Source organism: Pseudomonas sp. 58 R 12 (assembly GCF_900005865.1).
Taxonomy (GTDB): Bacteria; Pseudomonadota; Gammaproteobacteria; order Pseudomonadales; family Pseudomonadaceae; genus Aquipseudomonas; species Aquipseudomonas tritici.
This window is the reverse complement of sequence record NZ_CVTP01000028.1, coordinates 876989-901413: the sequence shown is the minus strand read 5'-3', so window position 1 is coordinate 901413 and position 24425 is coordinate 876989. Positions and strand designations below refer to the sequence as shown.

Here is a 24425-nt window from a genome sequence, read left to right as displayed (position 1 = left end):
TGTTGGTTCGAAAAATCCGGCGGGGGATGCGACGGCTTCTGCGGATAAGACCGCGACCAATGGCTGCCCGGTATCGATGGTTACCGGGGAGGAACTGCTGACACTGACCGATGGTGCGCTCGATGGGATCTTGCCGTTTGAATGGACCCGGTTGTACCGCACCAGTGCGGTGGAAGTGGATTGTGGGTTGGGGTTTGGCTGGAGTCACTCGCTGGCGCATCGGCTCGCGGTTTCCGGTGATTCGGTGGTGTGGACAGACCATGAGAATCGCTCGACTACCCTGCCCTTGCCGTCTGTTTCTCGGCCCGCAATCACCAATAGCCTGGCTGAAGCGGCGATCTACCTGGGGTCTTTGCCTGATGAGTTAGTGCTGGCTCAGGCGTCGCGTTTCTACCACTTCCGTGACGGTGTGCTGACGGCGATCAGCGATGCGTATGACAACCGGTTGCGCATTTTCCGTAACTACCTCGGGCAGATCGAGCGGCTGGACAACGGCGTCGGGCGCTCGTTGTTTTTGCGCTATGCGTCGGGCCGCATTGTTGCGGTGGATTACCAGATTGAGCGGGCTGTGGATGACGGTCCGTTTGTCTGGGTGACGGAGCAGAACGTTGTTTCCTACGCCTATGACGCTGCTGGTCGGTTGGTTTCAGCGACTAACGCTGTAGGCGAAAGTGAGGTTTATCGGTACGACGATCAGCACGTCATTCTTGAGCGCGGATTGGCCGGTGGGGCGAGTTTCTTTTGGGAATGGGAACGGTCTGGCAAGGCTGCGCGGTGTGTCCGGCATTGGGCGAGCTTTTCGCAGATGGACACGCGGTATGTCTGGGATGACAACGGACAGGTCACGGTTCATAACGCCGATGGCAGCCAGGAAGTCTACGTGCATGACCAGCGGGCGCGGCTGGTGCAGCGGGTGGAGCCGGATGGTGCTGAGCATTTCAAATCCTACGATAACAAAGGCCGGCTGACGGTTGAGCAGGATCCGCTGGGGGCGGTGACGGCGTATCAGTATGACGACGCTGGGCGTTTGGTGGCGTTGTTTCCGGGGGATGACGAGCCGACTTCCTACGAGCATGAGAATGGGTTCGTACGGGTTGTGCGGCGTGGTCTGGCGGTTTGGAAATATGAGCGCAATGACCAGGGCGACGTTACGCGCAGGACCGATCCAGACGGTAATTCCACGGACTACAGCTACAACAAATACGGCCAGCTAATTGGGGTTTGGTTTCCGGATCACAGTTGTCAGCGGCTGGTCTGGAATGAGCGTGGGCAGTTGCTTGAAGAGCAATTACCGAATGGCGGCGTAAAGCGCTATCGCTATGACGATCTGGGGCGGCAGATTGCGCGTGAGGATGAACAGGGTGCGCTGACCCAGTATCAGTGGGACAGCGTTGGGCGATTAGTCCAAATCGTCTTGCCGAGCGGTGACACGCGCATATATTCCTACAACGCTTACGGAAAAATCACCGCTGAACGCGATGAACTCGGCCACGTCACCCGTTACGAATATGCCGACGGCCTGCACCTCATTAGCCGCCGCATCAACGCCGACGGAACCCAGGTCAAATACCGTTACGACAACGTGCGGTTGTTGCTGACCGAAATCGAAAACGAAGTCGGCGAAACTTACCGGCTCCAATACCACAACAACGGCCTGATCCAACAGGAAACCGGGTTTGACGGCCAGCGCACTGCCTACGTTTACGACCTCAACGGCAACCTGCAAGAAAAGACCGAACATGGCGACGATGGCAGTCAGTTAGTCACCCGCTACGAGCGCGACCACGCCGGTCGACTCGTAAGAAAAACCCTGCCCGACGGCAACATTGTCGATTACGCCTACGACCGCCAAGGCAACCTCCTCAGCGTCGAAGACGGCCACTGGGCGCTGTCCTACGAATACGATCCGCAAAACCGCCTGACGGCCGAACACCAAGGCTGGGGCACTTTGCGTTACGGCTACGACGCCTGCGGCCAACTTCAAAAATTGCGACTACCCGACAACAACCGCCTCACCTTCAACCACGACAAAGGCGGCCATCTGGCCACTGTCGACTTGAACGGTAAAAACCTCACCTCGCACCTGTTCAAAGCCGGCCAGGAACACCAACGCCAACAAGGCCAACTGATCAGCCATTACCACTACGACGATCAGCAACGCCTGCATGCCCACGCCGTCACCCAACAGCAACACACCCTCTACCAACGCCACTACGACTACGACAAAGCCGGCAACCTCACCCGCCTCAATGACACCCGCAAAGGCGAACACCACTACCACTACGACCCGCTAAACCGCCTAACCCGCGCGAACCATTCCCAAAGCGAGCAGGAACGCTTCGCCCACGACCCCGCCGGCAACCTGCTCATGCAAGACCGCCCCGGTCCGGACATCGTCGCCGGCAACCGCCTGATGATCCAAGGCGACCACCATTACGACTACGACGCCTTCGGCAACCTGATCCGCGAAAGTCGCGGAAAGGGCCATCAACTCGTCACCGAATACCGCTACGACTGCCAGCACCGCCTCATCGGCCTCACCCAACCCAACGGCCAAACCGCCAGCTACCGCTATGACCCGTTCGGCCGCCGCATCAGCAAAACCATCGACGGCCTAACCACCGAATTCTTCTGGCAAGGCGACAAACTCATCGCCGAACACCACGCGGACCGCCACCGCAGTTACCTCTACGAACCCGACAGCTTCCGTCCGTTGGCGCTGCTGGAAGGCTTCGGCCCAAAAGAAACAAAGCCCTACCACTACCAACTCGACCACCTTGGCACCCCACAGGAACTCACAGCCCAAGATGGCGAAATCGTCTGGTCCGCCCACTACCGCGCCTACGGTGAAATCACCCGCCTCGACATAGGAAAAGTCGACAACCCGCTGCGCTTCCAAGGCCAGTACTTCGACTCGGAAAGCGGGCTGCACTACAACCGCCATCGCTACTACAATCCAGATATTGGACGTTACCTGACGCCTGACCCGGTGAAGCTGGCGGGTGGGATCAATGCGTACCAGTACGTGCCCAATCCCACGGGATGGGTGGATCCGTTAGGGTTGAGTTCTTGTCCTGGCGGAGATGATTGCAAGCCGAATGCTAATGCTCAAAACTCTGCGCCAAATGTTAATGACGGAGAGCCCGCTTTACCGCAAATAACGCGCGCCGATCGTCAGGCAAGAATTGATGAGCTTGCTGAGGCAAACGCCTATAGGCGTCTAGAAGAACTTGAGAGGGCAACGCCAGGAGCACACTTTTTGGAGAAACATGGCGCGCAGACAACGCTCGAATCTCAGCTCGAACGAATGAATACCGCAAGAAACCCAACGACAGGAATTATCGAGCGTTACACATCAGGTCCAAACACAGGAGAACCTAAATACCCACCCGCTGCAACGCATTATCTCAGCCACAGGGATCAGTTAAATTCGATATACCGAGCCCAGCTCATTTTTAGAAGAAACGGACTCGCTGCGTCTTTAAAACCAATGGACATGGGCAAGATCATTGGCGAAGGATATTCAAGCGATGGAATGGAATATAGTCAACAACGTAAAGCAAGGGTGATATTAAATAACCAAGGCGCCCCAAAAACCGCGTACACCGAGAAATGACCAAAATGAAAAACAAGCCTAGCATGTCAATAATCCGGGGACTATTGTTCACGTACGACATTGAAAATACAGACGACTTACAGCGAGAGAAACTTATCGCTTCAAAAGATATAAACAACGAAAGAGAGCTTATAAAACTTTTTGACGAATTGACCAAACCAGAATTCCTAGCATATACAAAGACTGAGCAAGAGTGGTTCATTGATTCGATAACGCACTTCCTAGCTACAAACGACAGTTTCGATGCAGTTTTTAAAAACATGGCAACGTATTTCAGCGCTCCTGTAATTGATAAGAAAAAATTTATGCACGTCCTTTTGAGCTGTTTAAAAAATTACTACTACACGCCAAACTCAGAAAGTTAAAAAAAAAAATCCATTCTCCAGGACAACACCGGCCTCCTGTGGCGAGCGAGCTTGCTCGCGCTGGGCCGCGAAGCGGCCCCAGTACAGGCAATGGGTATTTTCAGGTAAATAGGCATTGGCTGTGTTGGGGCTGCTTCGCAGCCCAGCGCAGGGCAAGCCTGCTCACTACACGAGCCTCTATCAGCGGGAGTCACCGCTTCGAAAGCTCCATAATCATCCGACTAAGCAAATAAACCCGCGGCACCACGCTCTCCAACTACCTCAACTGACGCGAACTGAGCGACAGGCGAGAATAGATAAACTGACAGAGGTAAATGCAAAACGAAAAGTGCTGGGCTGGGAGCGGGAGTACGATATGCATACGGTTGAAAAGCATGGTCCAGAGATACCAGACAACGAGTTAAGGCAACGATCTATTGATGGAATAAATCCAACGACGGGGGAGAGAGGAGCCATCAGCTCCAGTTCTCAATTTAAATCCTGGAGAATGCAGCTCCACGCTATAAATAAGGCTATGGGCAAGATGCAAGGCGATTCACCATCTCCCACAGCTTTTGATAGAAGCGGCAACCCTGTGGTTGTGGTCGAGCTACCTGGAGCCGGACGAGGCTATAAACCTAACGGCAGGGACGTAAACAACCCTAGATACATTGAAAACATGGAAAGAGCGGAAACCAGATTTGATAGAAACAACCCGACTCGACCATTCACCGCATTCCCGAAGTGAGCAGACAATGCTGAAATGCCCATTTATGAACACTCCTTACACCCCTAACATCTCTCACATATTAGGAGCTTTATCGATATATGATCTTGAAGAAACAGTTGGGAAAGAACTATGGAAGCATGACCCTAACAACATGAAAGACAGGGAAAAAATCATAATTTCTTTTATCCTGAAAGACCTTATGTATTTTTCATACAGACATCGCTTTATATTAATCTCGACGCTCAGGGATGCACTAGACAATCCCGACTTCGACTTTTCGAAAGAATTTAAAAGCGATTACGACGAATATATAACCATGGCTTGGAATGAAACAGAAATAGCCGATCCCCGTGGCTTCTTCGCCGATATCTATCGGCTTGCCAACGAAGTCTGGAGAGACGATCTCCAAAAAGCCAGCCTCGAAGACCAATCAACTTGGTAAACCAAAACCGCTCTCCGAGGCAACACTGCCCGCCCTGTGGCGAGCGAGCTTGCTCGCGTTGGGCTGCGAAGCGGCCCCGGTCAGGGTAATGGAATTTCTTCAGGTGGTTAGGCATCGCCTGTTGTGGGGCTGCTTCGCAGCCCAGCGCAGGGCAAGCCTGCTCACTACAAAAGCTGACTCACCATCCTTCTTTCAACATCCGCAACTCCAGATGCTGCAACAGCATGATGGTCTTCCCGTCCGCAATCTCCCCGCTTTGCACCATCGCCAGCGCTTGCTCAAAGCCCAGCTCCAGCACCTCGATATCCTCGCCCTCTTCTTCCAGACCGCCACCGCTGCCCACCTGATCCCCCGGTTTATATTCACCGATGAAAAAGTGAATCCGCTCCGTCACCGAGCCCGGGCTCATGAACGCCGCATAAACCTTCTCCACATGCCCCACGCGATACCCGGTTTCTTCTTCCGCTTCCAGGCGAATACGTTCCTCGGGACTGGCATTGTCGAGCAATCCCGCCGCCGCTTCGATCAGGTAACCGTGGTAATCATTGACGAACGTCGGCATCCGAAACTGGCGAATCAACAACACTGTGCGCCGCTCGCGGTTGTACAGCAGGATGGTCGCGCCATTGCCGCGGTCGTACACCTCGCGGGTCTGGGCTTGCCAGCTGCCGTCGCGGCGGCGCAGGTCGAAGCTGTATTTTTTCAGCAGGTACCAGTTTTCCGAGAGTGTCTCTTCTGCGGTGATGCGAACGGGGCTGTTGTCCATGATCGGTTTTCTCAAGAAAGTGTCTGCGTTTGTTTGATGCGATCCCAGGCGGCAGCGACTTCTTCTGCGCTGCGGGCTTTGATTCGGGCCAAATCACGGGGGTATTCCACACCGGGATTTTCCGTAAAGCGCGTGGCGGTGAATTGCCCGTTGCTGGCACGCAGAATGTAACCCGTGTCGTCGCACTGCGTTGATGCAAGGAACACAACCCCCGGCGTCACCCACTCCGGCTTGAGTTCATCCGGTTCTTCGGTCACGCCCCACATGCGCGTCTTGGCGACCGGTGAGATCGCATTGACTCTGATGCCCGCATCAAAGCCTTCATGGCTCAACGCGTTCATGATGCCCAGTTGCGCCATCTTGCCTGCGCTGTAGGCCACTAGGCCGGTCTGTTCATATTGCGCATACATGGCGCGGTCGGAAGTGGTGAGGATGATGCGCGGCGCAGATGAACGCAGCAGGTGCGGCCAGGCGTGCTTGCACAGCCAAAGTGGTGCGTAGAGGTTGATGTCCATGGCACGTTGCAGGAACGCCACGTCGAGGTCGGCGATGTTCTGGTAACCCACCCAGCCAGCGTTGTGAATCAGGATATCGAGTTGGCCGAATGCCTCGATGGCGTACGCAACCAGTTGTTGGCAGCCCTCGTTCGTGGACAAGTCACCGCCATGGCCGATGACAGTCAAGCCTTCGGCCTGCAAGGCCTCTGCCGCCGACAGCACCACCGAGGCATCGCTGCCTGAGCCGGCATTGTCGGCGCCGATATCGCTGATCACCACTCGCGCGCCACCTTGGGCCAGTGCCCGTGCATAGCTGAGTCCCAACCCGCGGGCGCCACCCGTGACGATTGCGGTTTTGCCTGTGAAATCCATGTGCTTGCTCTCCTGTTCAGCCCCCACCCTAACAATCCCGGCACGCATTGTTCAATGCTGTAACACTTTGCAAGCAATCCCGGTGGACGGCTGTCGAATTAATTCCTGCCTGTGTGGGCCATCTGGTAAAAACCCTGCTTCAACTTTTCTCTGGAACCTTCATGTCTTCACGTTTTCTCTCGCGCCTGAGCCTGCGCTGGTTTCCGCTGTTGTGCATGGCGCTGTTGATCGTCGGCCTGCCGGTGGGGTGCGCCGTGCTGCAACACAAGGAGCGCGAACTGGTGTTTCGCATCGAGCCGGGCACCGCCAGCTGGTACAGCGGCTTGCCCAAGGCCGTGCAGGAGTTCGAACTCAAACCTACCAGTTTCAAATCGGGGCAGAACATACATGGCTGGTGGTACCCGGCGGATAAGAAGGACGCACCCGCAATCCTCTACCTGCACGGCGTCCGCTGGAACCTCACCGGGCAACTGTTTCGCATCGAGCAATTGCACGCCCTGGGCTACTCGGTGCTGGCCATCGACTATCGCGGTTTCGGCCAGAGCCACGGCGAGCTTCCGTCGGAAACCAGCGTGTATGAAGACGCTCGAATTGCCTGGGAACGTTTCCAAGTGCTGCAACCGGACCCCGGCAAACGCCTGATCTACGGGCACTCCCTGGGCGGTGCGGTGGCCATCGACCTGGCCGCCGAGTTAGGCAAACAAACACCACTGCCGGTTCGCGGCTTGGTGATTGAATCCACCTTTACCTCGCTGGCAGATGTAGCCACGGCGGTGGCCAATACTTCGTTGCCGGTGCGCTGGCTGCTGTCGCAGAAATTCGATTCCATCGACAAGATTGCCGATATCCATATGCCGCTGCTGGTGGTGCATGGCCTGGACGACCGCTACGTGCCGCCGCGTTTCAGCCAACAATTGTTTGAAGCCGCCCAGGAACCTAAACGACTGTTATTGGTGCCCGGCGCCAGCCATAACAACAGCATGAGCCTGGGCGGTCGCAGCTACGGCCAGGCGCTGGACAAACTGATGCAAGCGAAGATGCCGCCCCAGGTTGTCACGCACGCCACAGGCCGCAACGGCGACTCTTGAAAACACTTTCCGGCACTGGGTTCGCGCTTGCCTGTCAAGCGCAAACCCTGCCCATGCTGGGCCAAATCAGAAGTTGATCAAATATTGATCTTGGCTTAAATCGCCAACCCTGCCGGGGCTTCGCAAAGTTATCCACAGAGATACCCACGGTTTTCGTGGACAACTCTTTTTATATTTTTACGTTTTTTTTGCTCAGTAAACGTTTTCTGGAAATGTACCCGGCAACAAAATCTCGCGATTCACATCGCGTATATCGTTATACCCACACAGCGCCATCGACACGTCCAACTCACGGGCGATGATCTCAAGTGCCTTGGTCACGCCCGCCTCGCCCATCGCGCCCAGGCCATATAAATGCGGCCGACCGATCATGGTGCCCCTTGCCCCCAACGCCATCGCCTTAAGCACGTCCTGGCCGGAACGAATGCCGCCGTCGAGCCACACTTCAATACGCTCGCCCACAGCCTCCACGATTGCCGGCAGTTGGCTGATGCTCGACGGTGCGCCATCCAACTGGCGACCGCCGTGATTGCTCACCACCAGTGCATCGGCGCCGGAATTCGCGGCCAGGCGCGCATCTTCTACATCGAGAATGCCCTTGATGATCAACTTGCCGCCCCAGCACTTCTTGATCCACTCCACATCGTCCCAGCTCAGGCGCGGGTCGAATTGCTGGGCCGTCCAGGAAGAGAGTGAACTCATGTCCGCCACACCTTTCACATGCCCGACGATATTGCCAAAACCACGGCGCTTAGTGCCCAGCATGCCCATCACCCAACGCGGCTTGGTGGCCATGTTGAGGATATTCGGCAAGGTCAGCTTGGGCGGTGCCGACAGGCCGTTGATCAAATCCTTGTGGCGTTGCCCGAGGATCTGCAGGTCGAGGGTCAGCACCAACGCATCCACGCCGGCAGCCTTGGCGCGCTCGATCAATTGTTCGATAAAAGCGCGGTCGCGCATCACATACAACTGGAACCAGAACGGCTGGCCGACGTGTTCGGCGATGTCTTCCAGGGAGCAGATGCTCATGGTCGACAAGGTGTAGCGCAGGCCAAACGCGGCAGCCGCGCGGGCGGTCAGGATCTCACCATCGGCATGCTGCATGCCGGCCAATCCGGTCGGTGCCAGCGCCACCGGCATGGCCATGTCCTGGCCGATCATGCTGGCACGGATCGAGCGCTCGTCGATATTGCGCGCCACCCGCTGGCGGAATTTGATGCTGGCAAAATCGCTTTCATTCGCCCGGTAGGTGCTCTCAGTCCAGGAGCCGGAGTCGGCGTAGTCGTAGAACATCCGTGGGACACGTTTTTGCGCGAGCTTGCGTAAATCTTCGATGGTTGTAATCAACGACATCTAAGTCACCTCTCCCTGAACTGAACACTGAGAGTAACCGCCCATCGGCTGCTCAACCAGCCATTGCGTTTATATCGGTAGGCGCATAATCTCGCATAAACCCGCAAAATGATGCAGAACCATGCACAACACTCATCAAGCCATTGACCTGCCTTCTTTGCGCAAACAGAAGATCCTGTTGTTGCTGGAACGCGACGGCAAGGTCACCGCCTCGGAATTGGTGGACCACTTTGCCGTATCCCAAGACACCATCCGCCGCGACCTCGGCGAACTCGCCGCCGCCGGCCTGTTGCAACGCGTGCACGGCGGCGCCCTGCCTCGGCCAAAGGACACTGGCAAAGACTTTTTCACCCGCGTCGGCGAAACCAACGAGGCTAAGCGCCGCCTCGCCCGACTGGCGGCCGACCGCGTGCAAGATGGCCAGATCGTGCTGTTCGATTCCGGGTCCACAACGCTGCAGATCGCGCAGTCATTGCCCCGCTCGATTCGCCTGACCGTGGTCACAACGTCGCCCATGATCGCCATCGCACTGGCCGACCACCCCGATGTAAAAGTGATCCTCACCGGTGGCCAACTCAACCCCGCGACTCTCTCCACCAGCGGCCACGAAACGGTGCGCCTTATCCAAAGCATAAAGGCCGACCTGCTGTTTACCGGGGTGTGCGCGCTGCATCCGCAAGTGGGCATCAGCTCGCTGCACTTTGATGAAGTGGCGGTCAAGCAAGCTTTGCTCGACAGCGCCTCCCATGTAGTGGCGGTGACCCTGGCGGACAAGCTCGGTGCGGTGGAGCCCTTTGTGGTGGCGCCCTGCAGCCGCATTCATACACTGATTACCGAATGGCATGTGCCGAGTGTGGAAGCGTATGAGCAGTTAGGCTTGGAAGTGTTGCGAGTAGAGGTCGAGTAGTGACAAGGCGTCGGGCGTCGCATGCCCGCTGGCGGTATTGTCGAAGATGCACCACGTGGGAATGCCGGCGTTCGTAGCCTGAACCAATGCCTGCGCAAATGCCTGCACTCGCTCAGGGCCATAAGCACTGTGATAGATACGCGGTGATCCATGCAGGCGCCAATAACTCACGCCCCGCCAACCGCCGGGCACGCCGCCGGTTTCAATCACCGCAGGGTCAGCGGCGACCCTGCCAATTTCAAAATCCTGCAACATCACCTCGGCTGCGAGCCAGGTAGCGTGACGCGGCTCAAGCACCACGGCGCCGGCAAAGCGTTGGCGTAACGCCGTAAAAAAAGCGCTGGCGATGGCAGGTTCATAGCTCAGCGACGGCGGTAGTTGAATCAACAAGCAGCCGAGCTTTTCACGCAGCTGCAGGCTGTGTTCAAGAAACTCATCCAGCGCGGTTTCACAACGCTGCAAGCGCAATTCATGGGTGATGCGCTTGGGCACTTTGACCGAAAAACGAAACGTCGACGGCACTGATTGCGCCCAACGCTCATAGGTCTTTGACAGATGGGGGCGGTAAAACGAGCTGTTGATTTCCACTGCATTGAAGCGTGACGCATAGCGCTGCAAATGCGTGCCCTCGGCCACAAATGCCGGCCAATGCTCACGCGGTAAACTCCAGCCCGCGCATCCCACAAAAAGCGGCGCGGTCAAAACAGCACCGTCGCCGCATCACGCATGAAAATCTCGATGGTTTTAGGTCCCACGCCGTCGAATTCCCCGAGGCGCTTTTCAAACGCCTGCCGGTCTTTACTGGCACTGCGCATCTGGGTGAGCTTGCCGGCGTACTCGGCATTCAGCTTGGCACTGAGGTCCAGCAAGCGCTGCGCGGTGGTTTCGTCATAACGCACGTAGTGAGCACGCCCTAACATTGCGACCAATTCCCGTGAAGTGCAGTGCTGCAACTTGCGTGCAGTGTCGCGACCTTGTTCTTCAACGATCACCTTGTAGGCCTGTGCAGCGATGGGTGCCTGGATCCGCTTGCCCATCAAGAAGCTGGCGATCAACCATTTGAACAGGCTCGCGTCATCATCAGGCTTGAGCTCGATGCCCAATTCAGACGCGCTAATCGCCCGAGCCATGGCTAGTGCCCCAACTTGCGCTCGGCTTTGTCGGCCTGCTCGTTAATGGCATCGGTCTGGCGCTCAGTCTCTTTGATCGAAGTCGGCGTCAGCACTTTATCGACGGTTTCGGTCTTGGGGTTCGGACGGTCCAGGGTCTTCCCCTTGGACGGCTGTTCAATGCCTTTCTGCACGTTTTCCGAGCTGATCGGGTCTGGGGTTTTGTCAGCATTTTTGTGATCGGTCATGGTCAATCTCCTGGCAGTTGCAGCCCGCAAAAGTCCGCGGGCACCTAAGCAGCAGAGGCCACTGAATTTCGATAGTTCAAGAATTCAACCGGGCACGGCCATTGGCGAAATAAGCGCGAATTAAATTAAACCTTTTGCACAGCCGCCCTCTCAACACTCAGGTAACGGCATCAAGCCACCTTTAAGGAGCCACACCATGACTACTCAGTTAATGAAACAAATGGGCCTGACCTTCGTATTGGTTGCAGGCTCGATTTCGACCGCCATGGCCGCCACGTCCAATAGTTTTGTCGACAATGCGGCCGAAGGTGGCATCACCGAAATCGAAGCGGGCAAGCTGGCCCTGCAAAAGAGCAGTTCGGCTGATGTGAAGACCTTTGCCCAACACATGGTGACCGAACACACCAAGGCGAATCAGGAACTGGCGACCCTGGCTAAAAAGCTCGACATCGAAGTACCGGATGATGCTGCCCTGACGGATAAGGCCAAGAAAGCCATCCTGGAAATGCGCGACGAATCGTTTGACGAGGCCTACGCCAACAATCAGGTCGCCGCCCATGAAAAAACCGTCGAGCTGTTCAAGAAAGAATCCACGTCTTCGGACAATGCCGAGTTGAAAGCCTTCGCCACCAAGACGCTGCCAACCCTTGAAGCTCACCTGAAGGCCGCCAAGGATCTGCAAGCCAAATACGCCAAGTAACCCCACGACTCAGGAGGTACTCAAACATGAGTTCGCAACTCAACGGCAAGAACATCCTCATCATCACGTCCAACACGGGTATCGAGCGCGACGAACTGCTTAAGCCCCTGGAAGCGCTACGCGGTTTTGGCGCTACGGTGACCCATGGATCCAGTGAGGGCGGCACCACCCAGACGTTTGTCGGCGACACCGAAAAGGACCGCACCGTAGAGTCAGACGCCAAGCTGTCGGCACTGTCCGGTGCGGATTTCGATGCCCTGGTGATCCCCGGTGGCACCGTCAATGCCGACACCTTGCGCCAGGATGCAGCAGCCTTGAAGTTGATCAACGAATTCGTCACGGCGGGTAAAACCGTGGCAGCGATCTGCCATGGACCGTGGGCGTTGATCGATGCGGGCGTGGTCGAGGGCAAGACCCTGACCTCGTATAAGAGCGTGCGCACCGACTTGGTCAATGCCGGCGCCGCGGATTGGGTCGATGCCGAGACCAAAACGTGCACAGCCAATGGCTGGACGCTCATTACCTCACGCACGCCGGACGACTTGCCGGCGTTCAACGACACGATTGCCAAGGCTGTCGCAGGCTAAACAGCTGGCTTTGAACGCAAACAGGCGCCCAATGGGCGCCTGTTTTTTTTACCTCTGATTTAGCCTCGATGCTGCTCGGGCATCTCACGTTTCGGCCCGAGCACTGCCCATGCAATCAACCCAAACAGCGGCACGAAGATCAGGATTATCAGCCACAACCCCTTAGTCTCCCAGCCACTTGTGCTACGCAACACAACGTTAATCGCCCACAGCTCCGCGAGCAGCAAAATCACCGCCAAACCGATCCAGATATATTCTAATTGCATGAGTCACCTCCTGAGGTCTTGTGCATTAGGTCAAGTATCGGCGCTGAGGGTTCATTAAAAATACCTGCAACAGCTAATACGCCCGTCATTCAGGGTGGAATGCAACCCTCCACGCAGGCAACCATGCAAGCTGCACGACACCCGGCCTGTTCTGTAGCAGCTAACCGCATGATTTATCTGAACATTCAGAAAAATCTCAGGTTGGTACACCTGATGCAATGTTTCCTCAGGACGAGGCGTGCATTTCGACACGCCCTGATTTTCCCGTGAGGTGTCACCCATGAATGCCATTGACCTGCTCAAAGCCGACCACGAACGCGTGAAGGCCCTGTTGACTCAATTGAGTGAGTCAACCGAACGCGGGGTTAAAAAGCGTACTGAGCTACTGGCCAAGCTGGAAGCAGAAATCAGCCTGCACACTAAGCTGGAAGAAGAGATTCTATACCCGGCATTCAGAAAGGCCGGCGGCAAGGAGCAGGACATCATGTACCACGAAGCCAAGGAAGAGCATCGCACCGTCGACTCGCTGGTGCTGCCGGACTTGAAGCAGACTGAGCCTTCGACAACCGAGTTCTCCGGCCGCGTTAAAGTGGTCAAGGAGTTACTGGAGCACCATATCGAAGAAGAGGAAACCGAGATGTTCCCGCAGGCTAAAAAACTGCTGGGTAAGGCGCTGCTGGAAGAGTTGGGCGCTGAAATGGAAGCCATGAAAGCCGCGCATAAAAAGGCGCAGTCGACCAAGCCAATGGCGGCTTGATCGAAGCATGACCGAAGCCTGGACGTGATCCAGGCTTCGGGGCTGTTTCTGGATGTACCCACACGGTAGGGGATTGCGTCATGAAGACCAGATCGTACCAACGGATTTTGCATATCGTCGGCCTCTCAGCCTTGCTCGCGGGCCCCGCCCTCGCCGCTTTTGGCGATAACCCCGAGCCTGCCGCTAACGCCTTGACTGGCGACAGCGCCGCCGGTTCCGCGCTGCCGCCTGGGACCTACCCCAGCAGCCCCTCCGACAGCGACAAGAAAACCAAAGACACCGACAAACCGCCGAGCAAACCGGCTAAGCCCGCCGATAGCCATAAAGACAGCAAGGAAAAACCTCGCTCAGGCAGTTGACGGCTCATCCGTGACCCGGTGGTTGGTGGTTGGGGTGAAGCGGAAAAAGCTCGACCAGAGGCACTCGGCAGCCGCTCAAGGCACCGGCAACCATCCGCTGAAGCCACGCGATACCGTCAACGGGCACCATGCGAAATCCCAGGGTGGCGGTGGCAGCGCCGGGAGTTCGGTCCCGGTACGCTGAGCGTGTTTCCAATCGACAACCCGCGACGACTGCCAGGCCAGGACCACACCCTGGGCCTGGCTTTCGTCCGTATTGACCCAGCCCGCGGCCGCCGCCGCCATGAATGCCTCGATGGGCTCATCATCGATCTGCGCGCCATACACCGAGCCCAGCAGCCAGCGGCAGACATTCACGTGGTAGGTCCAATCCAGCGGCGGCCGGTTGCGATAGGCCCAGGTCATGAAGCTGCGAAACAGGTTGAGGCCTTCGGGCGGGTCGAGCTTGAGCAGCGCCGGGCAGATATCGAACAGGGTGTGCCAATAGGGCAAAAGGCGCGCATCCAGATGCACGAAATTACGCGAATTACTGGGATATTCAGGCGGAACAGGTTCCGCGTGCAGGCGACGGGACGCCTTGCTGACCAGGCGGCTGGCGCCTGCGGGCAATAGGAGGTTCATCAAACGCACTCACAGTCATGACGATGGAACGCCTCCTGGTTTCAGGAGGCCCCGGGGCGTACGTCAGCATGCAGGTGAAGCGCGGGGGTTGGCCGAGGGCCAGGAATAACGCGGCGGCGCCTTGTTGCGCCGTTCATGGGCCGGACGTGGCGTTCGGCCCAGGCCCAACAGCCAGGCCAACCCGACCAGAAACACCAGCGCAGGCGTCAACGCGTTGCAGACTGGGCAGGCAAAGTAGTTCGAGATGTTGCTGGAAGACGGGCTGCCCAACCCTTTGTCGGAAACTGGCGCCTGGCTGCCGTCCATCGAACAGAACGTCCCGCCGACGCCATTGAGTGCCTGGCCCATCATCTGCCCATGACCCAAACCGCAGACGAACAGGTTCATCAGCACGCAAAAGTACAGGGCCCAGGCGATCAGTGAACGGTCGGGGTGGCTCAATTTCATGGCGGCGACTCTACCACCAGAGCCGCAAAAGGATGAAGCACGGCACGCCCCTGTGACAGAACGTCGCAGATTACGTGTCGCAGCCAGGGTTGGTAGACTTGGCGCCCTCCTCCTTTACTCCTTTTCAAAGCCTGATGTGTAGATCCAGAGCAATGCAGGCGTTTCACAGGACGCACCGTTGATGAGTACGCTATTCACCCGCCGCAAAGTGCTGACCGGTATGGGCCTGCTGGGCCTGGGCAGCCTGCTGGGCGGCTGTGACTACAGCCCCAAGCTGAACTTCAAGTACGGCAAGGACTTGAGCGACAAGATCATGGGCCGCACCTTCAAGCTCAAGAACACCGCCGGCGAAACCGTCACCCTCAGTTCGTACCGTGGCCTGATGCCGGTGGTGTTCTTTGGTTTCACCCAGTGCCCGGCCGTGTGCCCGACCACCCTGGCGCGTGCTGCCCAGGCCAAGAAGCTGATGGGCCGCGACGGCGAAATCATGCAGGTGGTGTTTATCACCCTGGACCCGGAACGCGACACGCCCGAGATTCTCGACAAGTACGTCAAGGCCTTCGACCCCAGCTTCGAAGCGCTGTATGGCACCCCGGAAGAAATTGCCGTGGCCGCCAAGGAATTCGGCATCTTTTATGAAAAGATCCCCGCCGGCGACACCTACACCTTGTCCCACACCGCCACCAGCTTTGTGTTCGACACCCGTGGCAACCTGCGCCTGGGCCTGCAGGCATCCCTTACCGCTAAAGAGTGCGCAGAAGACCTGCTCACCGTCATGGAGGTCTGCTAATGACTGCCGTTCAACACCTCAAGCGCCTGACGTTCGGCCTGACCCTGCTCGGCCTCGCAGCGCACGCCAGTGCCCAGGTGCAAGTGACCGACGCGTGGGTGCGCGCCACCGTGCCGGGCCAGCCTTCCAGCGGTGCGTTCATGACCGTCACGGCCGACAGCGACAGCCAACTGCTGAGCGTGGCCTCGCCCGTGGCCAAGGACGTGCAGATCCATGAGATGAGCATGAAGGACGATGTGATGCGCATGGGCCCGGTGGATTCGGTGGCGCTGCCCGCCGGCAAGGCCGTGACCCTCGACCCCAACGGTTACCACGTGATGCTGATGGGCCTGACCGGCCAGATCAAGGAAGGCGACCAGGTGCCACTGACCCTCACCGTGAAAAACGCCAAGGGCGAAAAGCAGGTTGTCGGCGTCAACGCCAAGGCGCGTGGGTTGGATGGCATGGACCATGGCCATATGGACCACAGCAAGATGCATTGATGGAAGACCGTAGGCGCGGGCCTGCTCGCGCCTACGGAGAATGACGGTTTAGTCCACGATAAACAGCTTCGCCCCGACGCCCGTCGATGAGCGATGCCCTTCCATGTCATTGCCCACCTGGTAACTCATTCCAGCTGTCAGGGTGAACTGGCGGCCATCTTCCAGCTCCGTGTGCAACTCGCCTTCAATGCACAACAGCACATGCCCGCGCCAGCACCAGTGATCCGCCAGGTAGCCGGGCGTGTACTCGACCATGCGCACCCGGGTGGTACCAAAGTGACAGGTACGCCATAAGGCGCTGCCGGTGACGCCAGCGTGGATACTGGGTTCGAGGGTGGACCAATCGGTGGTGCCAAAGGGGACGGCGGTGAGATCCATGGTGGGCTCGGTGGTGGTTGGAGTCGTTTGAGGCTATCCACCGGGTGCCGCGTGCGATAGACACAGATCGACCGCATTTGTGGGATACAGGTATTCTACCGGTCCAGCTCCCATGGATACGCTTATGCAGATCGACCCTGCCTTCGTCCTCCACCAAACCGAACACTGGCGCCTCAACCACCACGTGGCTTCGGCACTGCCGGGGTACCTGATGCTGGGTGCCAAAGCGCCAATCCACTCCCTGGCGGATATGCCGGACGCAGCGCTGGCCGAGTTGGGCGGATTGCTCGCGAAGACCCAGCGGGTGATCGAGGCGCAGCTCAAGCCGAAATGGCTGTACATCAGCCGATATGGGCACATGCCGGGATTCCCGCTGCATTTTCATTTCATCCCGGTGTACGACTGGGTGGAGGACGCGTTTTGGCGGGATGAGCGATATCGGATTCTGCAGGGTTTTGGCCCGCAGCCTCCCGCGCAGGCGCTGACCGACGGGGCCGAGCTGACGCTGTTTGTGTGGCGCGAATTTGGCGAGAGCACTACGCCGCCGCAGGTCCAGGGGGAATCAATCTACCCAGTGATTGCGCGGTTGCGCACGGCCTTTCGGTCGGCGTGATGAACGTTGGCGCTGTCGAGTCCCGGCGAGACTGCGAAGGCGGCGGCACTGCCAGCATTTTCGTCGCCTGACACTCCGCTTTCGCAGCCTCGCTAAAGCTCGGCAGCTCCCACAGGGGATCTGCTGTGTTGGCTGGATTTCGGTTATAGCTGCGGGCGCAATTGCAGCAGCGACGCAGATCAACTGTGGGAGCTGTCGAGCCCCGGCGAGGCTGCGAAGGCGGCGGCACTGCCAACACTTTAAGCGCCTGACACACCGCCATCGCAGGCAAGCCAGCTCCCACCTCTTGAACCGTGTTCAGTCAGGCACTCAGTCGTTTTGTCATCGGAATACACGCTAACGCTAACCCCGAGGGCGAGTGGTAAATCGCCTGCTCGTCCCCCACGTAGCCGCAGGCTCGATAGAATGTCGCTGCGTTCAACGTCGCATCCAGCACCACGGTTTCAATCGCCCGTTCCTGCGCAACGTTTTCGAGGTGATCGAGCATTGCCTTGCCATATCCACGCCCGGTGAATTCGGGCAGTACAAACAGCGCACCTACTTCGTTGTTGTCCAGGTCGAGCATCCCGGTGGCAACCGGCTCCCCCTGTATACACCCCAGGTAAAACAGTTTATCCATCAGCACGTCGTAGCCATCCTCGGCCTTTCCCCGCGTCCACAGCATCATTTGCTCGCGCGTATAGGCGCCGATGCACTGGCTACGGATGGCCTGCAAGCGGATGTCGAACGCCACCTGGGCATCCTCCGGGGCAGCCCGTTTTATCTCCAGCATTTCACTCTCCCTCCATGAAATCATCGCGCCACTAGCACACTTGTGCTAATCGACCCCTCCCCCTTGCGGCGCTATATTCCTCGGCACTTCCAACGCTCCTCTGGCACCGCGCATTTATCGCGGGTGGGCCTGTTGCGCGCCGGAAAAGCCCTAACAACCCCAAGGAAGAATCACCATGAAACTGCAATCCTCCGTTACCCGCCTCACCTTGTTGGGCGCCTTGATCATTGGCGTGGCCGGCTGCAGCAACATCAAGCCCACCGAAGACCATCTCAAGACGCTGTCGGAAACCAACCTGGGCGAGCCGGTAAAGCGTATTGCTAACGTGCGCAGTGACTCCATGACCACCTATTACATCGCCAGCACCGCGTCCGGCGACTATAACTGCGTGCTCTCAACCGGCGTCGGCGGGGCGCTGCATGCGGTAGGAAGCTTTGGCCTGATAAAGCCTGCAGCCTACTGCCAACCCAAAGGTGCGCGCGGCAATGCATTGCAGGGCTTCACTCAGTAACGGCCTCCTGGCTCAAGTCCCGCAGAACACCGCGCAGTTCAGCGGGGCGCACCGGCTTGGAGAGAATCGCGATCTGACGGTCGTGCAACGCGGCCTGGATTTTCTCCACGTCGTGCCCGGTGAGGATCAGCGCCGGGACTGCCCAGCCGCGTTGTTCGCGCAGGGCATCGATGCATTCGATACCGGTGGCGTGGTTTCCCAGGTCGTAGTCGGCAACGATGATGTCGCAGTCGCTGACCAAGTCGCGCCCCGAGGTTTCAGCCTGTACCTCACAGCCCCAACGCTCCAACAGCGCCTGGGTGGCGAGCAATACGTTGTAGTCATCTTCCACCAGGCACACCTTCAAGCCGGTCAGCAGGCCGGTCTGACGTGTGTCGTCGCGAGGTGCCGCTGCATGCGGCGCGGTGGCCAGGGTCAGGCCGTAGAGGCTTACCGAGGTGCCACGGCCGACCCGTGAACGCAGGCTCACTTGCACGCTCATCAACTGCCCCAGGCGCTTGACGATGGACAGCCCCAGGCCTACGCCTTCGACGTCTTTGTCACGCAGGTGGCGCACCCGATAAAACTCTTCGAAGACCTTTGACAGATGCTCCTCGGCAATCCCCCGCCCCCGATCATGAATCTCCACTGCCAAGCCGCCGTCGCGAATGCGCACGCCGATCAGCACCGGCCGTTGCGCGCCGTATTTGAAGCAATTGGAGAGCACGTTCTGCACCATGGTCGCCAACAGCGCCGGATCGACCAGCACCCAATGCGCACAAGGCCGCAGGCGCAACTCCACGCCGGCCCAACGTGCGGCCTCGGCGTTCTGGCGCACCAGGTCGGCGAGAAACTCGCCCAGGTGCACCGCCTGGTACTTGGGCAGCAAGCGGCCGTTGTCGAGGGTGTAGAGGTCGAGAATCGAGCGGAACAACTGCGACACGTTAAGCAGCGAGCGGTCGATGTTGTCCACCAGTCGGCGCTCTTCATCGCCCAGCCGGGCTTCGCGCAGGCAGGCGGTGAACAGGCCGATGGAGTGGATGGGCTGGCGCAGGTCATGGCTGGCCTGGGCGAGGAAACGCGATTTTTCCAGATTGGCGGCGATGGCTTGCTCGGACGCCTTGCGCGTGCGCTCCAGCAGGATATGCGCGTACACCGGGATCACCGTGCTGGTGGTCATCAGCATCAGCACCATGAATGGTTGCGCCTGCCACACCGGCGTGAGGCGGTACACGATCAACAGCGCCAGCAACGCCAGGCCCGTGGCAATCGCCAGGTAACGCGAGCCATAGCGCATGCCGTTGCCGAGGTTGACCCACACCATCACCGCATACAGCGGCAGTGCCGCCTCGCCGCCGACCACCATGCCGAACGAGGTGCCGGTGTAGTCCTGGATCATGCCGAAGATCCGCCGCGCCGGGTAATGCCCGGGCCATCGGGCGATCACCTGGCGAAATACGATGGAGGCCAGCAGGAACAGGACGATATACACGATTACCGGCAGGTACGTGTCCAACGAATGCCCAGGCAAAAAGCCGAGGATGCTGATGTAGACAATCGCGATACCGGCCACCACGATGCGCAGGTTGGCCTGGTCGAGCTCGGAGTTGGTCTCAAGACTCATGGGGTTACGTCCTTGTGCGGCAATCATCAATTCCTTCACGCTCCACAGGCAGGCCCCGGGCGCAGTGGTAAGGTAGCATGCCAGAGCACAACCCTGCCCCAGGAAGGAGCACCCTCATGACCGGTCGCATCATCATTGCCGACGACCATCCGATGTTTCGCGAAGGCATGCTGCGCACCGTGCAGCGCCTGCTGCCCGAGGCCGTGGTGCAGGAGGCCGGCGACCTGGACCGGGTACACGCGCTGCTCCGTGAAGACGGCGAGATCGACACCCTGATCCTCGACCTGCGCTTTCCGGGCCTGACCTGCCTGAGCCAGCTGGCAGAACTGCGCCAGCAACTGCGACGCACCACGTTGATCGTAGTGTCGATGGTGGACGACCCGGCGCTGATCGATCAGGTGATGGCCTTGGGCGCAGACGGTTTTATCGGCGAGAACATCGCCCCCGACGAAATCGGCCAGGCGCTGCTGGCCATCCGCGAGGGCGAAGTGCTGGTCAAGTTCGCGCCCTCAGGCTTGTTGCCCCTCGACACCCACACCCTCACCGCCCGCCAGCATGACGTGCTGCGCCTGATCGCCCAGGGCAAGACCAACAAGGAAATCGCCAAGGCCCTGGATATCTCGCCGTTTACCGTGCGCATCCATGTGTCGTCACTGCTGCGCGCACTGGATGTGCCTTCGCGGGCAGCAGCGGCGGTGAAGTATTCCGGGGAGTTCTAGTCACAGCCGGGCCCGCCTCGTTGCATCCGATATTTATGCTCAATTCCCAGCTTAATAATATTTTATTTATAACCCCCCTCCCCCTACCTTGAAGTCATGCCAACGCTGAATCCAACTGCATCACGCAAGGACAGAGACATGACTGAAGCAATAATAAAAACAGACACCCTGGTGGTGGGCGCCGGTCAAGCGGGCGTGGCCATGAGCGAGCATTTGAGCAAGCAAGGCGTGCCCCACCTGGTGCTGGAGCGCAGCCGCATCGCCGAGCGCTGGCGCACCGGGCGTTGGGATTCGCTGGTGGCGAACGGACCGGCCTGGCATGACCGGTTTCCAGGCCTGGTATTCGATGATGTCGCCCCGGATGGCTTCGCGCCGAAAGAACGCGTAGCGGATTACTTTGAGGCTTATGCACGCACGTTCAATGCGCCGATCCGCACCGGCGTGAACGTAACCTCCGTTGTACGCAATGTCGGCCGCCCCGGTTTCACCGTGCACACCAGCGACGGTGTGATCGAAGCCAACCGCGTGGTGGCGGCGACCGGGCCGTTCCAGACGCCAGTGATCCCAGCCATCGCACCCAAAGACACGGCACTGCACCAGATCCATTCCGCTGACTATCGCAACCCTGCACAATTGCCAACGGGCGCCGTGCTGGTGGTGGGTGCCGGCTCGTCCGGTGTGCAGATCGCCGATGAATTGCAACGCTCGGGCCGCCAGGTCTACCTGTCAGTTGGCGCCCATGACCGCCCGCCCCGCGCCTATCGCAACCGCGACTTCTGCTGGTGGCTGGGGGTGCTGGGCGAGTGGGATCAGGCAGCCATGAAACCGGGCCGTGAACACGTGACCATCGCGGTCAGCGGCGCACACGGCGGCAAGACCATCGACTTCCGCGAACTGGCCCAGCAAGGCATGACCTGGTTACCACTGCAACATCCTCCGCCCCGCTTATCGAAAAACACACGATTGGATACGTGCCCCCGGAAGATCGCCATGGAAAGGTAAGAGACCTGTTCACCCTGTGGTTCGGCGGGAACATCGCGCCGCTGCCGATCGTTACCGGTGCGCTGGGTGTGCAATTGTTCCACCTCAACCTCATCTGGGGTATCGTCTCCATCCTTGTCGGCCACCTGGTCGGCGGCGTGCTGATGGCGCTGCACTCGGCCCAGGGCCCGCAAATGGGCATCCCGCAAATGATCCAGAGCCGCGCCCAGTTCGGCTCCCTCGGCGCACTGCTGGTGGTGGTCATCGCCGGCGTCATGTACATCGGCTTCTTCGCCTCCAACATCGTGCTGGCCGGCAAATCCCTGCACGGCGTGGTCGACGCAGTGCCCGTACCCGTGGGCATCGTGATCGGCGCCATCGGCTCCGGGATCATCGGCATCATCGGCTACCGCTTTATCCACGTGCTCAACCGCATCGGCACCTGGGTACTGGGCGCCGGGATCGTGCTCGGGTTTGGCTACATCTTCACCCACGTGCAGACCACGGACTTCCTGACACGCGGCAGCTTCAACATCTCCGGCTGGCTGGCGACCGTGTCATTGGCGGCGCTGTGGCAAATCGCATTTGCGCCCTACGTCTCCGACTACTCCCGCTACCTGCCGGCAGACGTACCCGTCGCGTCCACGTTCTGGACCACCTACCTCGGCTCGGCATTGGGTTCCAGCCTGTCCTTCATCTTCGGCGCCGTCGCCGTGCTCGCCACCCCGGTGGGCATGGACACCATGGACGCCGTCAAACTCGCCACCGGCGCCATCGGCCCATTGATGCTGGTGCTGTTCTTGCTCAGCGTGATCAGCCACAACGCCCTCAACCTGTACGGCGCAGTGCTGTCGATCATCACCCTGGTGCAGACCTTTGCCTATCGCTGGATTCCCACCGCGAAAAGCCGCGCAGTGATCTCGATTATCGTGCTGGCCGCCTGCGCGATTGCAGCGGTATTCGCCTCCAAAGACTTCATCGGCCACCTCGTCGACATGGTGCTGGTGCTGCTCGTGGTACTGGTGCCGTGGACCGCGATCAACCTGATCGACTTCTACGCGATCCATAAGGGCAAGTACGACATTGCCTCGATCTTCCGCGTGGACGGCGGGATCTACGGGCGCTACAACCCGCAGGCCTTGTTGGCGTATGGGATTGGGATTGCGGTGCAGATTCCGTTCATGAACACGCCGCTGTACGTGGGGCCGATTTCGGAGCACATCAACGGGGCGGATTTGTCGTGGGTGGTGGGGTTGGTGGTGACGTCGCCGTTGTATTTCTGGTTGGCGAGTCGGGACAGTGCTTATAAGCGCAGGATGGAGGGGGGCAAGTTGGTGGGCGGGATTTGAAACATCCGTCGGCTGTGACTTGAGCTGTCAGAAAACCCGCCTTGGCGGGTTTTCTGATTTTAGGGGATGGCCGGGCATCGCCTTTTTTGTAGTGAGCGGGCTTGCCCCGCGCCAGGTTGTGAAGCGGCAGCCAATCTAACCGTCGAGGTGTGCCAGCATGCGTCTGGTCGATAGTGGCCCATCGAGATCGACTGCTAAAAAACAGTCAATCACCGAGAGTAACCAAGATTAATCAGGCGTCTTGCGCAGTCATGTACTTGCTGAAGTTGTTGATATGGTCGTCGAGGTTATCTTCAAGCATCATCCGGTACTGCTCACAAAAATACTTCAACATCGCTTCGCGAGCCTGCGCCATTTCCTCGCCTGATTTGAAGTTGCGAGTGCTCACCCAAGCATTGAATCGAGTGGTGCCAAACATCATCGACGCGCTAACCTTTCCAAGGTCTCCGAGCGCCCTAAGCTGCTCGTTCGACAGGTTTATATGCGCGTCTGCACGATCAAAGAATGCTTCATCGGTGGCATCTGGCATTGCTGGGTACCTATCTATCATTGTCGGAAATTCCGTAATTGGAACACTTCCCGCATCGGCTATGCTACGACACGTAAACAAAAAAATGCCAAGGTTTGACGCCCGCTATTGGCACTCGCCGCTCACCACGCGGGTGCCCTTCAGCAAGCGTTGAACCTGGCGATAACCTGTTCGGCGACTCGCGCGGACTCAAGCGCGTTCCCACTGCGGCGATGACATGGACTTCGATTGCTTTGTGCTGATGACCGAACAGGTGATTGACGGAGAGACTCTGCACTGGCGCCGTTTTGGGTTGAGCGTATCCAACGGTCTGGAAGTCGGTATTACCACTCGATGGGACGCCGAGAATCGCCCGATCAGTTTTTCCCTGGCGGAATTTCGCGAGGCGCTGGAGGACTTTTACAGGCTGATGAAAGCCTAAGGGCTGAATGAATTACCCCTGCCCAAGTCGAAAATTTTGCCAAAGAGTTGCCCGCCATTTAACGAAGT

Annotated in this window: 30 protein-coding genes and 1 pseudogene; 18 read left to right on the top strand and 13 right to left on the bottom strand. The window is 58.4% G+C overall.

Annotated elements, in window-relative coordinates:
• From BFP95_RS28615 to BFP95_RS28605, 4 genes are all read left to right on the top strand, one after another.
• Nucleotides 1-3616: RHS repeat-associated core domain-containing protein (locus tag BFP95_RS28615; protein ID WP_256534344.1), on the top strand; the 3616-nt coding region annotated here is incomplete at its 5' end.
• A 5-nt stretch (nt 3617-3621) separates the two neighbouring features.
• Complete coding sequence (locus BFP95_RS28610) at nt 3622-3981, top strand: hypothetical protein (RefSeq protein ID WP_065872238.1); 360 nt, start codon at nt 3622-3624, stop codon at nt 3979-3981.
• Nucleotides 3982-4336: 355 nt separating this feature from the next.
• Nucleotides 4337-4708: a hypothetical protein gene (locus BFP95_RS29730; protein ID WP_139115333.1), complete on the top strand. Its 372-nt coding sequence runs from the start codon at nt 4337-4339 to the stop codon at nt 4706-4708.
• 25 nt (nt 4709-4733) lie between these two features.
• Nucleotides 4734-5132, top strand: a complete 399-nt coding sequence (locus BFP95_RS28605) for a hypothetical protein (protein ID WP_371914468.1) — start codon at nt 4734-4736, stop codon at nt 5130-5132.
• Nucleotides 5133-5310: 178 nt separating this feature from the next.
• Here BFP95_RS28605 and BFP95_RS28600 read toward each other — a convergent pair whose 3' ends face one another.
• A complete protein-coding gene (locus BFP95_RS28600; protein ID WP_065911045.1) occupies nt 5311-5898 on the bottom strand; it encodes an NUDIX domain-containing protein in 588 nt (195 codons plus the stop codon).
• An 11-nt stretch (nt 5899-5909) separates the two neighbouring features.
• On the bottom strand, nt 5910-6767 hold the full coding sequence (locus BFP95_RS28595) for an SDR family NAD(P)-dependent oxidoreductase (protein WP_065872215.1): 858 nt from the start codon (nt 6765-6767) through the stop codon (nt 5910-5912).
• A gap of 161 nt (nt 6768-6928) precedes the next feature.
• Between BFP95_RS28595 and BFP95_RS28590 the strand changes: the two genes are divergently transcribed.
• Nucleotides 6929-7855 carry an alpha/beta hydrolase gene (locus tag BFP95_RS28590; protein ID WP_065872214.1) on the top strand — a complete coding sequence of 309 codons (927 nt, stop codon included), beginning with the start codon at nt 6929-6931 and terminating at the stop codon, nt 7853-7855.
• 192 nt (nt 7856-8047) lie between these two features.
• Here the strand turns inward: BFP95_RS28590 and BFP95_RS28585 are convergent, their stop codons facing one another.
• Nucleotides 8048-9208: an alpha-hydroxy acid oxidase gene (locus tag BFP95_RS28585; RefSeq protein ID WP_065872212.1), complete on the bottom strand. Its 1161-nt coding sequence runs from the start codon at nt 9206-9208 to the stop codon at nt 8048-8050.
• A 121-nt stretch (nt 9209-9329) separates the two neighbouring features.
• Between BFP95_RS28585 and BFP95_RS28580 the strand changes: the two genes are divergently transcribed.
• Complete coding sequence (locus tag BFP95_RS28580) at nt 9330-10115, top strand: DeoR/GlpR family DNA-binding transcription regulator (protein WP_065872210.1); 786 nt, start codon at nt 9330-9332, stop codon at nt 10113-10115.
• On the opposite strand, the gene BFP95_RS28575 is transcribed toward BFP95_RS28580, so the two are convergent.
• The 3 genes from BFP95_RS28575 to BFP95_RS28565 are packed head-to-tail and all read right to left on the bottom strand — an operon-like array spanning nt 10080 to nt 11472.
• Nucleotides 10080-10817: a DUF72 domain-containing protein gene (locus BFP95_RS28575; RefSeq protein WP_065882041.1), complete on the bottom strand. Its 738-nt coding sequence runs from the start codon at nt 10815-10817 to the stop codon at nt 10080-10082. The two genes, BFP95_RS28580 and BFP95_RS28575, sit on opposite strands and share 36 nt — an antisense overlap.
• On the bottom strand, nt 10814-11245 hold the full coding sequence (locus tag BFP95_RS28570; protein ID WP_065882039.1) for a DNA methylase: 432 nt from the start codon (nt 11243-11245) through the stop codon (nt 10814-10816). Before BFP95_RS28570 ends, BFP95_RS28575 begins: the two co-directional genes overlap by 4 nt.
• Before the next feature lie 2 nt (nt 11246-11247).
• Entirely contained in the window at nt 11248-11472 is a 225-nt protein-coding gene (locus BFP95_RS28565) for a hypothetical protein (RefSeq protein ID WP_065882037.1), read from the bottom strand.
• 196 nt (nt 11473-11668) lie between these two features.
• On the opposite strand from BFP95_RS28565, the gene BFP95_RS28560 reads away from it, so the two are divergent.
• Together BFP95_RS28560 and BFP95_RS28555 are read left to right on the top strand one after the other, a co-directional pair.
• A complete protein-coding gene (locus BFP95_RS28560) occupies nt 11669-12172 on the top strand; it encodes a DUF4142 domain-containing protein (RefSeq protein ID WP_065890822.1) in 504 nt (167 codons plus the stop codon).
• A gap of 26 nt (nt 12173-12198) precedes the next feature.
• Nucleotides 12199-12759, top strand: coding sequence for a type 1 glutamine amidotransferase domain-containing protein (locus tag BFP95_RS28555; protein ID WP_065872204.1), 561 nt, complete (start codon nt 12199-12201; stop codon nt 12757-12759).
• A gap of 59 nt (nt 12760-12818) precedes the next feature.
• Here BFP95_RS28555 and BFP95_RS28550 read toward each other — a convergent pair whose 3' ends face one another.
• Nucleotides 12819-13025 (bottom strand): PLDc N-terminal domain-containing protein, encoded by a 207-nt coding sequence (locus tag BFP95_RS28550; protein WP_065872203.1) that lies wholly within the window; start codon nt 13023-13025, stop codon nt 12819-12821.
• Nucleotides 13026-13305: 280 nt separating this feature from the next.
• Here BFP95_RS28550 and BFP95_RS28545 point away from each other — a divergent pair, with 280 nt between their 5' ends.
• Together BFP95_RS28545 and BFP95_RS28540 are read left to right on the top strand one after the other, a co-directional pair.
• Nucleotides 13306-13782 (top strand): hemerythrin domain-containing protein, encoded by a 477-nt coding sequence (locus BFP95_RS28545; RefSeq protein WP_049712902.1) that lies wholly within the window; start codon nt 13306-13308, stop codon nt 13780-13782.
• 80 nt (nt 13783-13862) lie between these two features.
• Nucleotides 13863-14141, top strand: a complete 279-nt coding sequence (locus BFP95_RS28540; RefSeq protein ID WP_065872202.1) for a hypothetical protein — start codon at nt 13863-13865, stop codon at nt 14139-14141.
• A 75-nt stretch (nt 14142-14216) separates the two neighbouring features.
• Here the strand turns inward: BFP95_RS28540 and BFP95_RS28535 are convergent, their stop codons facing one another.
• Nucleotides 14217-14762: a putative natural product biosynthesis protein gene (locus tag BFP95_RS28535; protein WP_065872201.1), complete on the bottom strand. Its 546-nt coding sequence runs from the start codon at nt 14760-14762 to the stop codon at nt 14217-14219.
• Between the two features lie 63 nt (nt 14763-14825).
• Nucleotides 14826-15209: a DUF2946 domain-containing protein gene (locus BFP95_RS28530; RefSeq protein WP_065911044.1), complete on the bottom strand. Its 384-nt coding sequence runs from the start codon at nt 15207-15209 to the stop codon at nt 14826-14828.
• A gap of 181 nt (nt 15210-15390) precedes the next feature.
• Here BFP95_RS28530 and BFP95_RS28525 point away from each other — a divergent pair, with 181 nt between their 5' ends.
• On the top strand, nt 15391-15999 hold the full coding sequence (locus BFP95_RS28525; protein WP_049712821.1) for an SCO family protein: 609 nt from the start codon (nt 15391-15393) through the stop codon (nt 15997-15999).
• Nucleotides 15999-16481, top strand: a complete 483-nt coding sequence (locus tag BFP95_RS28520; RefSeq protein WP_065911043.1) for a copper chaperone PCu(A)C — start codon at nt 15999-16001, stop codon at nt 16479-16481. The genes BFP95_RS28525 and BFP95_RS28520 overlap by 1 nt, the downstream gene beginning before the upstream one ends.
• A 48-nt stretch (nt 16482-16529) precedes the next feature.
• On the opposite strand, the gene BFP95_RS28515 is transcribed toward BFP95_RS28520, so the two are convergent.
• Nucleotides 16530-16859 carry a DHCW motif cupin fold protein gene (locus BFP95_RS28515; protein ID WP_065911042.1) on the bottom strand — a complete coding sequence of 110 codons (330 nt, stop codon included), beginning with the start codon at nt 16857-16859 and terminating at the stop codon, nt 16530-16532.
• A gap of 124 nt (nt 16860-16983) precedes the next feature.
• Here BFP95_RS28515 and BFP95_RS28510 point away from each other — a divergent pair, with 124 nt between their 5' ends.
• Nucleotides 16984-17472 (top strand): HIT family protein, encoded by a 489-nt coding sequence (locus BFP95_RS28510; RefSeq protein WP_065911041.1) that lies wholly within the window; start codon nt 16984-16986, stop codon nt 17470-17472.
• A 301-nt stretch (nt 17473-17773) separates the two neighbouring features.
• Here BFP95_RS28510 and BFP95_RS28505 read toward each other — a convergent pair whose 3' ends face one another.
• The gene (locus BFP95_RS28505; protein WP_065882024.1) at nt 17774-18244 is read right to left on the bottom strand and encodes a GNAT family N-acetyltransferase; all 471 of its coding nucleotides are present in this window, start codon (nt 18242-18244) and stop codon (nt 17774-17776) included.
• Nucleotides 18245-18419: 175 nt separating this feature from the next.
• On the opposite strand from BFP95_RS28505, the gene BFP95_RS28500 reads away from it, so the two are divergent.
• Nucleotides 18420-18755, top strand: a complete 336-nt coding sequence (locus tag BFP95_RS28500; protein ID WP_049712816.1) for a hypothetical protein — start codon at nt 18420-18422, stop codon at nt 18753-18755.
• Here the strand turns inward: BFP95_RS28500 and BFP95_RS28495 are convergent.
• Nucleotides 18745-20358, bottom strand: a complete 1614-nt coding sequence (locus BFP95_RS28495) for an ATP-binding response regulator (protein WP_065882023.1) — start codon at nt 20356-20358, stop codon at nt 18745-18747. The two genes, BFP95_RS28500 and BFP95_RS28495, sit on opposite strands and share 11 nt — an antisense overlap.
• Nucleotides 20359-20474: 116 nt before the next feature.
• Here BFP95_RS28495 and BFP95_RS28490 point away from each other — a divergent pair, with 116 nt between their 5' ends.
• The 3 genes and pseudogenes from BFP95_RS28490 to BFP95_RS28480 all read left to right on the top strand — a co-directional run bounded on the left by BFP95_RS28490 (nt 20475) and on the right by BFP95_RS28480 (nt 23407).
• Complete coding sequence (locus BFP95_RS28490; RefSeq protein ID WP_065911040.1) at nt 20475-21077, top strand: LuxR C-terminal-related transcriptional regulator; 603 nt, start codon at nt 20475-20477, stop codon at nt 21075-21077.
• Nucleotides 21078-21173: 96 nt separating this feature from the next.
• A pseudogene (locus tag BFP95_RS28485) lies at nt 21174-22004 on the top strand (flavin-containing monooxygenase); the annotation flags it as partial.
• Nucleotides 21992-23407, top strand: coding sequence for a purine-cytosine permease family protein (locus BFP95_RS28480; protein WP_065911039.1), 1416 nt, complete (start codon nt 21992-21994; stop codon nt 23405-23407). The pseudogene BFP95_RS28485 and the gene BFP95_RS28480, both read left to right, overlap by 13 nt.
• Before the next feature lie 232 nt (nt 23408-23639).
• Here the strand turns inward: BFP95_RS28480 and BFP95_RS28475 are convergent, their stop codons facing one another.
• Nucleotides 23640-23936, bottom strand: coding sequence for a DUF3144 domain-containing protein (locus BFP95_RS28475; protein ID WP_065872237.1), 297 nt, complete (start codon nt 23934-23936; stop codon nt 23640-23642).
• A 217-nt stretch (nt 23937-24153) separates the two neighbouring features.
• Here BFP95_RS28475 and BFP95_RS28470 point away from each other — a divergent pair, with 217 nt between their 5' ends.
• On the top strand, nt 24154-24357 hold the full coding sequence (locus tag BFP95_RS28470; protein ID WP_175403059.1) for a hypothetical protein: 204 nt from the start codon (nt 24154-24156) through the stop codon (nt 24355-24357).
• Nucleotides 24358-24425 lie beyond the last annotated feature (68 nt).